The organism is Streptomyces sp. NPDC096079, assembly GCF_040303145.1.
Classification (GTDB): Bacteria; Actinomycetota; Actinomycetes; order Streptomycetales; family Streptomycetaceae; genus Streptomyces.
Window position 1 is genome coordinate 225,773 of record NZ_JBEOST010000012.1, and the last position, 11,479, is coordinate 237,251.

General features: G+C 73.5%; 14 protein-coding genes. 7 read left to right on the forward strand and 7 right to left on the reverse strand.

Annotation, left to right across the window (positions count from 1 at the left end):
- Positions 1–49 precede the first annotated feature (49 nt).
- The gene (locus ABTY59_RS24445) at positions 50–1,450 is read left to right on the forward strand and encodes a GH1 family beta-glucosidase (RefSeq protein ID WP_352021140.1); all 1,401 of its coding nucleotides are present in this window, start codon (positions 50–52) and stop codon (positions 1,448–1,450) included.
- Positions 1,451–1,504: 54 nt separating this feature from the next.
- On the opposite strand, the gene ABTY59_RS24450 is transcribed toward ABTY59_RS24445, so the two are convergent.
- The gene (locus ABTY59_RS24450) at positions 1,505–1,732 is read right to left on the reverse strand and encodes a hypothetical protein (protein WP_352021141.1); all 228 of its coding nucleotides are present in this window, start codon (positions 1,730–1,732) and stop codon (positions 1,505–1,507) included.
- Positions 1,733–1,767: 35 nt separating this feature from the next.
- Complete coding sequence (locus tag ABTY59_RS24455) at positions 1,768–2,274, reverse strand: hemerythrin domain-containing protein (RefSeq protein ID WP_352021142.1); 507 nt, start codon at positions 2,272–2,274, stop codon at positions 1,768–1,770.
- A 288-nt stretch (positions 2,275–2,562) separates the two neighbouring features.
- On the opposite strand from ABTY59_RS24455, the gene ABTY59_RS24460 reads away from it, so the two are divergent.
- Positions 2,563–2,862 (forward strand): DUF6342 family protein, encoded by a 300-nt coding sequence (locus ABTY59_RS24460; protein ID WP_352021143.1) that lies wholly within the window; start codon positions 2,563–2,565, stop codon positions 2,860–2,862.
- Between the two features lie 92 nt (positions 2,863–2,954).
- Here the strand turns inward: ABTY59_RS24460 and ABTY59_RS24465 are convergent, their stop codons facing one another.
- The 4 genes from ABTY59_RS24465 to ABTY59_RS24480 form a co-directional block, all read right to left on the reverse strand.
- On the reverse strand, positions 2,955–3,602 hold the full coding sequence (locus ABTY59_RS24465; RefSeq protein ID WP_352021144.1) for an alpha-ketoglutarate-dependent dioxygenase AlkB family protein: 648 nt from the start codon (positions 3,600–3,602) through the stop codon (positions 2,955–2,957).
- Positions 3,603–3,672: 70 nt separating this feature from the next.
- Positions 3,673–4,047 carry a hypothetical protein gene (locus ABTY59_RS24470; RefSeq protein ID WP_352021145.1) on the reverse strand — a complete coding sequence of 125 codons (375 nt, stop codon included), beginning with the start codon at positions 4,045–4,047 and terminating at the stop codon, positions 3,673–3,675.
- 88 nt (positions 4,048–4,135) lie between these two features.
- Positions 4,136–5,338 (reverse strand): enoyl-[acyl-carrier-protein] reductase FabV, encoded by a 1,203-nt coding sequence (gene fabV / locus ABTY59_RS24475; protein ID WP_352021146.1) that lies wholly within the window; start codon positions 5,336–5,338, stop codon positions 4,136–4,138.
- A 188-nt stretch (positions 5,339–5,526) separates the two neighbouring features.
- Positions 5,527–6,183 carry a class I SAM-dependent methyltransferase gene (locus tag ABTY59_RS24480; RefSeq protein ID WP_352021147.1) on the reverse strand — a complete coding sequence of 219 codons (657 nt, stop codon included), beginning with the start codon at positions 6,181–6,183 and terminating at the stop codon, positions 5,527–5,529.
- Positions 6,184–6,796: 613 nt separating this feature from the next.
- On the opposite strand from ABTY59_RS24480, the gene ABTY59_RS24485 reads away from it, so the two are divergent.
- The 3 genes from ABTY59_RS24485 (at position 6,797) to ABTY59_RS24495 (ending at position 8,803) form a co-directional block, all read left to right on the forward strand.
- On the forward strand, positions 6,797–7,756 hold the full coding sequence (locus tag ABTY59_RS24485; protein ID WP_352021148.1) for an NAD-dependent epimerase/dehydratase family protein: 960 nt from the start codon (positions 6,797–6,799) through the stop codon (positions 7,754–7,756).
- A gap of 91 nt (positions 7,757–7,847) precedes the next feature.
- Positions 7,848–8,210, forward strand: coding sequence for a DUF1304 domain-containing protein (locus ABTY59_RS24490; protein ID WP_352021149.1), 363 nt, complete (start codon positions 7,848–7,850; stop codon positions 8,208–8,210).
- Positions 8,207–8,803, forward strand: a complete 597-nt coding sequence (locus ABTY59_RS24495) for a TetR/AcrR family transcriptional regulator (RefSeq protein WP_352021150.1) — start codon at positions 8,207–8,209, stop codon at positions 8,801–8,803. Before ABTY59_RS24490 ends, ABTY59_RS24495 begins: the two co-directional genes overlap by 4 nt.
- A 55-nt stretch (positions 8,804–8,858) precedes the next feature.
- On the opposite strand, the gene ABTY59_RS24500 is transcribed toward ABTY59_RS24495, so the two are convergent.
- A complete protein-coding gene (locus ABTY59_RS24500) occupies positions 8,859–9,365 on the reverse strand; it encodes a MarR family winged helix-turn-helix transcriptional regulator (protein ID WP_352021151.1) in 507 nt (168 codons plus the stop codon).
- Positions 9,366–9,481: 116 nt separating this feature from the next.
- On the opposite strand from ABTY59_RS24500, the gene ABTY59_RS24505 reads away from it, so the two are divergent.
- Positions 9,482–10,075 (forward strand): malonic semialdehyde reductase, encoded by a 594-nt coding sequence (locus tag ABTY59_RS24505; protein WP_352021152.1) that lies wholly within the window; start codon positions 9,482–9,484, stop codon positions 10,073–10,075.
- 71 nt (positions 10,076–10,146) lie between these two features.
- Positions 10,147–11,385, forward strand: coding sequence for an MFS transporter (locus ABTY59_RS24510; RefSeq protein ID WP_352021153.1), 1,239 nt, complete (start codon positions 10,147–10,149; stop codon positions 11,383–11,385).
- Positions 11,386–11,479 lie beyond the last annotated feature (94 nt).

The following is an 11,479-nucleotide window of genomic DNA, read 5'->3' on the forward strand; positions in this document are numbered from 1 at the left end:
GCCCGGGCCGTGCCCGCGTCCCCCTCCCCTCCAGCCACCAGGAGCACCCATGACCGCCCACCACGACGCGCTCATCGACCTCCTCCCCCCGCACTTCCGCTTCGGCGCCGCCACCTCCGCCTACCAGATCGAGGGCGCCGCCGACGCGGACGGCCGCACCCCGTCCATCTGGGACACCTTCTGCCGTGTCCCCGGGGCCGTCGACAACGGCGACACCGGCGACGTCGCCTGCGACCACTACCACCGCATGCCCGAGGACGTCGCGCTCCTCTCCGCACTCGGCCTCGACACCTACCGCTTCTCGGTCTCCTGGAGCCGCGTCCAGCCGCGCGGGCGCGGTGCCGCCAACCCGGCCGGAATCGGGTTCTACGACCGTCTGGTCGACGAGCTGCTCGCCCGCGACATCACCCCCTGGCTCACCCTGTACCACTGGGACCTGCCCCAGGAGCTCCAGGACGCCGGCGGCTGGCCCGCTCGCGACACGGCCCACCGGTTCGCCGACTACGCGGAGCTCGTCCACGACCGCCTCGGCGACCGCGTCACCCACTGGACCACCCTCAACGAACCCTTCTGCTCGGCCGTGCTCGGCCACGTCGAAGGGGTCCACGCCCCCGGCGGGCGTTCCTTCGCCGACGGGGTACGGGCCGTGCACCACCTGCACCTCGCCCACGGCCTCGCGGTCCGGCGCCTGCGCTCCGCCGCCCGGCGCCCCCTCGACGTGGCCGTCACCCATCTGCTCGGGACCAGCAGGCCCGCCACGGACAGTGCCGCCGACCACGAGGCCGCCCGGCGGGCCGACGCCCTCGGCTTCCGCTTCTACCTCGACCCGGTCCTGCGCGGCCGGTACCCGGAGGACCTCGTCGACGACCTGGCCGCACGGGGCGTCGCGATCCCGGTCGAGGACGGCGATCTGGACGTCATCAGCAGCCCCGTCGACACCCTGGGCGTCAACTACTACCGGTCGATGCGCACCTCGGGGGCGGACGAGAACGGCGCCGGCGTCGACGCCCTGGGCCTCCCCGTCACCCGGAACCTGCCGCACGGCGGACTTCCGGTCACCGGCCTCGGCTGGGAGGTGATGCCGCACGACCTCACCGACCTGCTGCTGCGCGTCTCGCGCGACTACCCCGGCACGCCGATGGTGGTCACGGAGAACGGCGCGGCGTACGACGACGTCCCCGACGCCCACGGCTACGTCGACGACGCCGACCGCACGGCCTATCTCGCGGCCCACCTCGCCGCCGTGGCCGAGGCCCGCGCCCTCGGCGCCGACGTGCGCGGCTACTTCGCCTGGTCGCTCCTCGACAACTTCGAATGGGCCTACGGCTACGACAAGCGCTTCGGCCTCGTGCGCGTCGACTACGCCACCCAGACCCGGACGCCCAAGCGGAGCGCCCTGTGGCTGCGCGACACGGCCAGGCGCGTCCGCGGTGCCGCCGTGCACGGATGAGGAGGCGCGGGCACGGGCGCGGCATCCGTGCCGGCGTCCCGTGGGAGCCCCCCGTCAGGACCGGTCCCGTGTCTGCTCCTCCCGCCCCACACCGGGGCGCTCGCGCTTGTCCCGATGACCGCCCGCCCCCGGCAGGTCCGTGTCACCGGCTCGGCGCGTCACGGCGGCCTCGGCCTCCTCGCGCGCCTCCTTGTCGCCGCTCTCGCCCTCGGCGTGCGCCGGTGTGGTGGGGGCGGCACGGCGGTGCCGGCGCCGCTCCTGCTCGTTCGTCTCGTCCTTCACGGCGTTCTCCCTTCGTCGTGATCCCGGGCCGCGCCTCAGCCGGCGACGACCGCCCGCACGTTCTCGACGGTGCCGCAGTCGGACTCCAGCTGCCTCGCGCGCTCCTTCTGGAACGCGTCGCCCAGTTCGGCCCGGCGCTCGTCGGGGACGCTCTCCCTGGCTCCGTTGAGGATGGTCCGCTCCTCCTCGTCCACGTGGTGACCCACCGCCTCGACGAGGTCCTCCAGGCGCGCGTCCCACTCGTCCGAGCCCACGTCCTGCACCTCCAGCAGGGCGAGGAGTGCCTTGTTGCCCTCGGCGTGCTCCTCCGTGCCGTGCTCGACCTCGTCGTCGTCGACGCCCCTGAAGCGCTTGAGCGCCCCGTAGACCTCGGCCTCCTCGGCCTCGCCGTGCGCGATGAGCAGCGCCGCGAAGTCCTCCAGCGCGGCGGCGCGATCGGCCTCGACGCTCCGCATCCGGCGGAACAGGTCCTCCATCCTGCGGTGGTCCTCCAGGATGACCGCGACCACGTCACGGCCCTCGCGGACCTCGGCGTTCACCATCGCCCTCCTCCTTCGGTTCGCGGATCCGGCCGTTCCGCTGCTACCCCCCGGATGCGGGAGTAGTCACGGCCTAGCGCTCGCCCGGGGGCGTGTCACGACGCTTTTCGGGCGTTTCACCAGGTCCGGCACCTTGCAACCAATTCACGACGAAGCATCGCGAAAACCAGTCATATTCCCGTGACACTGTGCCGCCGTGTGAACGAACTGCGTAGGTTCTGGGCTCGGTTCGGGACGTTCTGTGACGCCCGGGCCGCAGAGTTCTTCCATCGGAACCGGAGGGGACATCTCATGGCGGACATCGACCTCGGCGTGGCGTCGGACTGGGACGAGGGTGACACGCACGGCCGCGTCAAGCTGCGGCAGAACCAGACGTACCCGAACTCCCCGAAGAAGGACGTGCTCATCAGCTCCCCGGTGAGCATCGAGCTGTCCGTGAACACCAACTTCTCCTCCTCCCAGGAGGCGGACAAGATCTACTTCACGACCCACCACGGCTCCACCAAGAAGATCATCGCGGTGCTCGACTCCGACGGCAATCTGCACATCGCCGGCCGCCTGATCCCCGAGCAGAAGGACCTGCGCTACTAGGACGGGCACGGGGGTGCGGTCGGCCCGGGTGGCGGCCGCACCCCCTCGACGCAGGGCATCGACCGGCCGCCGTCGGGCGCCGCAACCAGGTCTCAGCGCACTCCGCGAGGGCGGAACTGGACACTGATGCGGGGGCCGACGGCGCGGCTCGTCTTGGGTACGGCGTGCTCCCACGTCCGCTGGCAGGAGCCGCCCATGACGACCAGGTCGCCGTGGCCGAGCGGCAGCCGGAGGGCCGTCGGGCCTCCGGAGCGGGGACGGAAGACGAGGTCGCGGGGGTCACCGAGGGACAGGATGGCGACCATCGTGTCCCGGGTGGCGGAGCGCCCGGTCCGGTCGCCGTGCCAGGCGACGCTGTCGTGACCGTCGCGGTAGAGGCAGAGACCTGCGGTGGCGAAGGGCTCGCCCAGCTCGGCGGCGTAGTGGGCGCCGAGGGCGTCCCGGGCCTCGGCGAGCGCGGGGTGCGGGAGGGGGGCGCCCTCGCCGTAGTGGGCGAGGAGCCGGGGTACGGCGACGACGTTGTCGTACATGGGGCGCTCCTCGGCCCGCCAGGGCACGCGTCCGGCCAGCTCCTCGAACAGCGCGTCGGCGCCGTGGAGCCAGCCGGGCAGGTGATCGATCCAGGCGCCCGCGTCGAGGGGTGTCCTCCGGAGCCCGTCCAGCGGTCCGCACCGGATGTCGTCCCCCTGGTCGAACAGGGAGGCCTGGAGTCCGGGCAGGGCGGGTCGTGCTGCGGTCATGGTCCCAGCGTAGACCATGACCCGAACACATGAACGAATCGAAGGCCGGCGCGTCCTCCCGGTGGGGCCGCTACGCGCAGATGTGCTTGAAGCCCCGCGCCCCGGGCCGGGCGCGGAACCTCACCTCGTGCCCGGCGTCGTCGGTGAAGACCGCCTCCGTGTCGGACGTCAAGGTCATCGAGCCGCGCTGGCTCGGGTTTCCCCATCCCTCGGGCGGGTTTCCCGAGCCGTCGGACAGCGGGGTCTCCGCTTCGAAGTACGTCGAGCCGATCAGCGCCTCGTCGATCCCGCAGTGTGTGTACAGGTCGTACGGCATCGTCCGGGCGGACGGTGCCGCCCGGACGACCCCGGTGCGCTCGGCGCCGTCGTCCGTCTGGGCACAGCCCATGAGCGCCCCGGCAACCAGCGTGAAGGTGAGGGTCGTCCGCCCCGCTCTCGCAGTCATGGCCTTGCGACGTGCCGAGCGGGCCGACGGTTCCACACCGCGTGCCCACGGGACGGCGGCACGCCGGAGCGACGGGAAGGAGCGGTGTTCAGCCGAGGGGCCAGGGGACGTCGGTCTCGACGGGGGCGGTGTAGTCGACGCCGGGGACGGAGAAGCCGTAGAGGCGGCGGACCTCGTCGCCGAACCAGTCCAGATCGGCGAGTCCTGCGACGGTCTCGCCGGTCGCGGTGTCCCACCGCTCGGTGACGGCTTCCTGCACGTCGGTGGCCAGTTCCCAGGTGTCGAGGCGGACCCGGCCCTCCTCGTCGAGGGCGAGGGGGCGGGCGCCGGTCAACCGGTCCCACAGCTCCACCAGTTGCCCGACCGGCGTCACCATGGCCTCGCCGAGGACACCCCGCAGCAGGCCGACGTACAGGGCGATGCCGGGGATGGCGGTGGAGGACTGGGTGACGGCGGCGGCGTTGACGGACGTGACGGCCCGGCCGCCCACGGCCTTGCGCAGGCGCTCGTCCAGCGTCCGTGCCGTGGCTTCGAGATGGGCCTTCGCGGCACCGATGGTGCCCTGCCGGTAGATCGCCGCGGTGAGCGGCGAGCCGATGTACGACAGGGCCGCGGTCGTGAAGCCGTCGGCGAGCAGGGAGCGGTCCGCCAGGTACGTGATCCAGCGCTCCCAGTCGGTGCCGCCCATCACCGCCACGGTCTGCTCGATGTCGTCGCCCTCGGCCGGGGCCATGGTGACCTCCTTCACCTCCGGGTCGCCGAGGTCGTCGAAGACGAGGGTCCGGGTGGTGTGGGGCGAGCCGACGGGCTTGAGGACCGAGGCGTACAGGTCGCCGGTGTCCGGGTCGGTGCGGCGCGGGGCGGCCACCGAGTAGATCAGGTAGTCGAGCCGCCCCCCGAACCGCTCGGCGAGGAGCTCGGCGACCTGTTCCTTCATCGTGTCGCCGAACGCGTCGCCGTTGAGGAAGACCATGTCCCGCCCGTGCTCCCGGGCGATGCGCGCGGTCGCCGCGGTGCGGTACCAGCCGGCCGTGCCGGTGCGCCGGGCCGGCGCCTTCTCGAAGCTCACGCCGATGCCGCGGATGCCGACCCGGGCCAGGCCCGCGATCGTGGCGGCGAGGCCGTATCCGGCGGACGAGCCGATCACCAGGGCCACGGGCCCTTCGCCGCCCGCGGCGGCCGGGGCGGTCACGGCCCCCCACATCTCTTCCACGAGCTGTCGGCAGCCATCGGGATGGGAGTCGAGGAACAGGAAGCCCCGGTTCTTGGGCGCGATGACGCGTTCGGTCATGTGTGGTTCCCCCAGATGTCGTCACGGTCGAGGTCCGGGCGGCCGCGCGGGCCGCTCCTTCCCGTAAGTCTGGGGGCGCGCGGACGAGCGTGGTGATCTTGCCCGACACAACGATGACCGGCGGATATTGGAGGGTTCCCTCACGTCGCGCGTCCCCCGCTGCCGCGACGTCCCGACCGCGCCCGCCGTCAGGGCCGCTGCCACACGAGCGTGTAGCGCCAGAAGAGCCGTCGGCGCAGCCGCACGCCGGGGAGGACGCCTCCGGCCTCGCGCGCGATGTCGTCGAAGGTCATGTCCGCCGGGCGCGTGGGGGCCGTCATGGCGACGGGCCGCGCGGAGGGGCGGCCCTTGTTCTTGAGCCAGCCCAGGGCGGCGTTGGCCGGGATGGCGAGCGCGCCGAGCAGGTGGTCGACCGGGGTCCGCGCGCGGGACAGGCCCACGATCACGAGGGTTCCTCCGGGCGCCAGAAGGTGGCGGCACCGCGCCAGCGTCGGGGCGAACGGCATGTGGTGGACGGTGGCGACGCACGTGATGACGTCGTAGGCGCCGTCGGGGAGGTCGGTCGCCGCGTCGCCGACGGCGTAGGTGACGGGGAGCGTGGACGGGGTCAGTTGCCGGGCCCGTGCGGTGATCGCCGGATCGGCGTCGACGGCCCGCACCGCGTCGGCCCGTCCGGCCAGGAGCCTGGCGAGATCACCGCTGCCGGACCCGATGTCCAGGGCGAGGCGGAAGCGCGGGGGCAGCTGCCGCAGGATCCAGCGGTGGTAGTGGGCGTTGTGGTCCCACGGGTACGTGGCGTTGAACCGTTCGAGGGCGCGCAGGACACGGGGCGACAGGATCTTCATCCTGCCAGTCCATCAAGTCCCGGCGGCGGGTTCACCCCTTGCCCCCTGGATCAGCCTTCGCCCGTCCCTCGATGCCGTCCAGAACCGGTCGAGCCCCGACGCGTACTGCTCGTCGGAGACGAACCGCGCGAGGGTGTCCGCCGCCTCTGCCGTACGGGGGCAGCGCTCGGCCGGCACGGCGCGGAGCTGCTGCCGGCGGACCGCGACCCGCTCGGCGATCGGCGCGGGCGGTGCGGGTGAGGGGGGTGGGCGAGCAGGCGGTGGCGCAGGTCGGCGGCGAACGCCTGGACGCGGTCCCGCCAGGGTGTCGTGGTCGCGGTGGCGGTCCGGCTGCTCGGCGCCGGCGGCGCCGACGCCCTGAGCATCCGGGGGATCGCCGCCGAACCGGGGCTCGCGCCGAACGCCGTCCACACCTGCTTCCCCGACCGCGTCGCGGTGGTGCGCGCGGTCGTCGAGCACCTGCTCGGCCAGACCGACCTCATGGCCCTGACCACCCGCGACGCCACGTCGCACTCACCCCCCGCGCCCTCTCCGGCGTCCTGCACCATGGGCTCCTGCCCTCCACCGCTCCCGGCCGGGCCACCGGCCCGCACACCCTCCACGAGGTCGACGCATGAAGCACACCACCGCACCCCGTCACGTGATCTTCGGCACCGGCGCCGTGGGCACGGCCCTCGCCGAGGCGCTGGTGCGCCGGGGCGAGTCCGTCCGGGTCGTCAACCGGTCCGGACGCGCCGACGTCCCCGACGGTGTCGAGGTGGCCGCCGGCGACGCGGCCGATCCCGCGTTCACCACGGCCGTCGCGGCCGGGGCGGCCGTCGTCTACCAGGCGCTCAACCCGCCCTACCACCGCTGGCAGCAGGAGTTCCCCGCCCTCCAGGCCGGCGTGCTCGCCGCGGCCGAGGCGAACGGCGCCCGGATGGTGTCGATGGACAACGTCTACAGCTACGGGCCGCCCGCAGGCCGCGCCTTCACCGAGGAGTCCCCCGACGCCGCGACCACGCGCAAGGGCAGGCTCCGGGGCCGGATGGCCCGGGAGCTGCTCGCCGCGCACGAGGCCGGCCGCGCGGAGGTGGCGATCGGACGCGCCTCCGACTACTTCGGACCGCGCGGCGGCGCCCAGTCCAACCTGGGCGACCTGGTCTTCCCGGCCCTCCTGGCCGGGCGCACCGCGACCGTCCTCGGCGATCCCGGCCAGCCGCACACGTACACCTTCGTCCCCGACATCGGAGAGGGCCTCGCGCTCCTGGGGCTCCACCCCGACGCCCCGGGCCGTGTCTGGCACCTCCCCAACGACCCCCGGACCCGCAGCACCCGCGAGCTCGTCGACCTGGCGCACCGGGCCACCGGCCGGCCCGGCAGCGCCCGGCTGCGCCGGATGCCGACGTTCGCCCTGTACGCGCTGGGCGCGGTGAACCGCACCGTGCGGGAACTCATCGAGATGCAGTACGAGTTCGCCGAGCCGTTCGTCGTCGACTCCCGCCTCATCGAGGAGCGGCTCGGCGCCGTCGCCACCCCGACGGAGGAGGCCATGGAGCGGACCGTGGCCGCCTACCGGGCCCTCGGGAAGTGAGCCGGCGGCCTCGGCAGCGGCTCCGATAACTCCTGGACAGGTGTCCATGTATTCTGGACACCTGTCCAGGAAGACGAGGAGATCGGTTCCGATGCAAACGACCGCGAACGTGCTGGTGGGGCTGGTCGCCGCCCTCCACTGCTACATCCTGGTCCTGGAGATGTTCCTGTGGGAACGGGCCCCCGGCCGCGCCCTCTCGGGCTTCGACCCGGCCCTCGCCCGCGCCACCGCTCCGCTCGCCGCGAACCAGGGCCTCTATAACGGCTTCCTGGCCGCGGGCCTGATCTGGTCCCTCGTCGCGGACGACCCCACCGGGTTCCGCGTGCAGGTCTTCTTCCTCGCGTGCGTCGTCATCGCCGGCCTGTACGGCGGATTCACCGCCAACCGGCGCATCCTCCTGGCCCAGGCCACTCCCGGGGCCGTGGCCCTCGCCGCCGTTCTGCTCGCCCGGTGACCCCCGCGCCCGCCGATCCCCGAGCGGCACGGACCCGGGCGAAGCTGGGCCGGGCCCTCCTGGAGGAGTGCGCCGAGCGACCCCTGGCCGAGGTGAGCGTCGCCGCCCTGGTCCGCCGGGCGGGCGTGGGCCGGGCGACCTTCTACCTCCACTACGCCGACCTGGAAGCGCTCGCCGTCGACGCGTGCGCCGACATCGTCCGCGACGCCGTGGACGCCCTGCACGCCTGGCGCGGCACACCCGACCCCGAGTCCCCTCCCCCCGCCCTGCTCACCTTCTTCGAGCGCGTCGCCCCGCACACCGCGCTCTACCGGGAGCTGCTGCGCCCCGGCGGCAGCGGCCCGCTCGGCCTCGTCCTCCACCAGGACCTGCGGGCCCGCAGCCGCGCCGAGCGCGCCCTGGCCGGCGCCCCGGAGCCCGATCTGGTCGCCTCGGCCGTGGCCGCGACGTTCGCGGGCGTGTTCGCCGACTGGCTGCACGGCCTCATCGACGCCTCGCCGTCCGGGGTCGCGCACCGCGTCTGGCGACTCCTGATCAACCTGCACCGCACCCCGCTCCCCCGAGGGGACGCCGGGCGGATGCCCGACGCCTGATCCGCGGTGGCCGGGCGCGCGCGACGCGCCACGGCCACGGCCCGTCGGACCGCCCTCACTCGATCGCCGTGTCGCCCAAGGTCTCCAGCACCCGGCGCAGGCCGGCCGCCGTGCCGTCGATCACGTCGCGGTCCACGTCGGCGAGCAGCTGGGCGTAGTTCGCCAGGTGGTCGGCGAACGCGGCCCGGGTGACCTCGTGACCGTGCTCGGTGAGGCGGATCTTGACGTTGCGCCGGTCGTCGCCCTCCCGCACCCGCTCGACGAGGCCCTTGGCCTCCATCTTGTCGATGCGGTTGGTGATGGCGCCGGAGGTCACCATGGACGCCTTGATGAAGGCCCCCGCGGTGAGCGTGTAGGGCGGACCGGAGCGCTGGAGCGTGGTGAGCACGTCGAACTCGCCGTGCTCGACCCCGTGTGCCGCGGCCGCGGCCTTGGCGGACCTGTCGATCACCCGGGCCAGCCGCTGGATCCGCCCGAAGAGTTCCACCGGCCAGAGGTCGTCCACCACGTCGGGGCGCTCCTTGGCCCACTGGCCGATGATCGCGTCCACGGCATCGCTCATCGCCGCCACTCCTCTCAATGGACATCTTCTCAACGTTAAGACACTTGACGCTGAGAGAGTCGAGCTGCTTTTATCTCAACGTTGAGATTATCAAGGCTGAACGACAGGAGCACACCATGTCCGCGCTCGCCCTCCACCCCGCCGCCCAGGACCTCCTCTTCCGCGAGGCCCGGACCGCGAACGCCTTCACCACCGAGCCGGTGACCGAAGCCCAGGTCCGGGCGATCTACGACCTGGTCAAGTACGCTCCGACGGCCTACAACCAGGCGCCGCTGCGCGTGGTCCTGATCCGCTCCGACGAAGCCCGCGGGCGACTCGTCGGCCTCATGGACGAGGGGAACCGGCGCAAGACCGCCGCCGCACCGCTGATCGCGCTCCTCGCCGCCGACAACGAGTTCCACGAGGAACTCCCCGCCCTGCTCCCTCACTTCCCCCAGGCCAAGGACGCCCTCTTCGCCGACCGCCCGGTCCGCGAGGAGTCCGCGCTGCTCAACGCGACGCTCCAGGCGGCGTACTTCATCGTGGGCGTGCGGGCCGCGGGCCTCGCCGCCGGGCCGATGACCGGCTTCGACGTCGAGGGCGTCCGGAAGGAGTTCCTGGACGACGACCACACGCCCCTGATGGTCGTCAACATCGGGCGCCCCGGGGCGGACGCCTGGTACCCGCGCGCACCGCGCCTGGCCTACCACGAGGTCGTCACCACCGTCTGAGACCTCCGGCTCGACGCCGACCGCGCACGACCGACCTCTTCTCCTCCCGCTCACCCCTTCCGGAGCCTGCCATGTCCCTGCTCACCCGCCACCTCCCCCGCACCCGCCCCGCCGCCCCGGCCACCGCCGACGCGCCGCCCCGCCAAGTCCCCGCCGCCTGGCTGGCGTTGCTGGCCACCCCGGTCGCCGCGAGCGCCAACAGCCCGGTCCTGATCCTTCCCGACATGGCCGGCTCCCTCGGCATCCGTACGGCCACGGCGACCTGGCTCGTCACCGTCTTCGCCTGGGCCATGGCCGTCGGCACCCCGCTGATGGCGGCCCTGCTGCGCCGCCGCGGCCTGGGCACCACACTCCGGACGAGCGCCACGCTGATCCTGGCCGGGACGGCGGTGCTCACCGTGGCGCCCTGGCTGCCCCTGGCCATGGCCGGCCGCGCGGCCCAGGCCATGGGCGGTGCGGGCCTCATCACCGCGGCGATGAGCCTGGCGGGCTCGGTCCGCCGCATGGGCGTGATCACGGCGGGCTTCGGGACCCTGGGCGCGGTCGGACCCCTGCTCGGCTCCGCCCTGGCGGGCGTGGCGTCCTGGCGGCTCTCCCTCGCCGTCGGGGCCGTCGCCCTCCTCGCCCTGCCCGCGGTCATGCGCCGCGCCGAACTGTCGGCGCCCCGGCAGACCACCCCGTTCGACGGACGGGGCGCCGCCCTGCTGATCCTGACGGCGACCGCCCTGGTCCTCGTCCCCCGCTACCCGCTCCCGGCGATCGCCGCCTCGCTGCTGACCGCCGGCCTCCTGGCCCTGCACGTCCGGTCCCACCCCACGGGCTTCGTCCCCACGGCCCTGCTGCGCACCCGGGCGTTCGTCCTCTCCGCCCTGCTCGCCTGCGCCTTCGCGACCTCGTACTTCACCCTGCTCTTCACCGTCCCGCAGCTGCTGCGCGACCGTACCGACTGGTCGACCGCCACGATCGGCACCGGCCAGCTGGTCGCCCTCCTCACCGGTTCCGCGCTCTCCATGCTGCTGGCCGCGACCTCGTCCCGGCTGGGCCGCACCAAGGTCCTGACGCTCCTGCTCACGGTCGGGGCGCTGGCCCCCCTCACCGCCGTGCTGACCCCGTGGGCGCCGCCGCTGCTGCTCGTCGCGACGCTGGCCGTCTTCACCACGAGCGCGGGGCAGGCCACCCTCGCGGTCCACGCCACCCAGGCGTCGCCCGACGCGCAACGCCCCACGGCGATCGGCCTGTTCAACCTCTGCTACCAGCTGGGCGGCGCCTTCGGCCCGGCGATCGCGGCCCTCGTCACCCTGGGAGCCTGAGCGGCATCGGTGTGGGGCCCTCCGTCGGGACGGAGCCGAGGGGAGCCACGACATGGACCGCGCCGCGCTCTTCGACATCGACGGAACCCTCGTC

Coding starts and splice junctions, on each gene's coding strand:
- ABTY59_RS24445 (WP_352021140.1), top strand. CDS start 50: ATGACCGCCCACCACGACGCGCTCATCGACCTCCTCCCCCCGCACTTC.
- ABTY59_RS24455 (WP_352021142.1), bottom strand. CDS start 2,274: ATGGTGAACGCCGAGGTCCGCGAGGGCCGTGACGTGGTCGCGGTCATC.
- ABTY59_RS24460 (WP_352021143.1), top strand. CDS start 2,563: ATGGCGGACATCGACCTCGGCGTGGCGTCGGACTGGGACGAGGGTGAC.
- ABTY59_RS24465 (WP_352021144.1), bottom strand. CDS start 3,602: ATGACCGCAGCACGACCCGCCCTGCCCGGACTCCAGGCCTCCCTGTTC.
- ABTY59_RS24470 (WP_352021145.1), bottom strand. CDS start 4,047: ATGACTGCGAGAGCGGGGCGGACGACCCTCACCTTCACGCTGGTTGCC.
- fabV (WP_352021146.1), bottom strand. CDS start 5,338: ATGACCGAACGCGTCATCGCGCCCAAGAACCGGGGCTTCCTGTTCCTC.
- ABTY59_RS24480 (WP_352021147.1), bottom strand. CDS start 6,183: ATGAAGATCCTGTCGCCCCGTGTCCTGCGCGCCCTCGAACGGTTCAAC.
- ABTY59_RS24485 (WP_352021148.1), top strand. CDS start 6,797: ATGAAGCACACCACCGCACCCCGTCACGTGATCTTCGGCACCGGCGCC.
- ABTY59_RS24490 (WP_352021149.1), top strand. CDS start 7,848: ATGCAAACGACCGCGAACGTGCTGGTGGGGCTGGTCGCCGCCCTCCAC.
- ABTY59_RS24500 (WP_352021151.1), bottom strand. CDS start 9,365: ATGAGCGATGCCGTGGACGCGATCATCGGCCAGTGGGCCAAGGAGCGC.
- ABTY59_RS24505 (WP_352021152.1), top strand. CDS start 9,482: ATGTCCGCGCTCGCCCTCCACCCCGCCGCCCAGGACCTCCTCTTCCGC.
- ABTY59_RS24510 (WP_352021153.1), top strand. CDS start 10,147: ATGTCCCTGCTCACCCGCCACCTCCCCCGCACCCGCCCCGCCGCCCCG.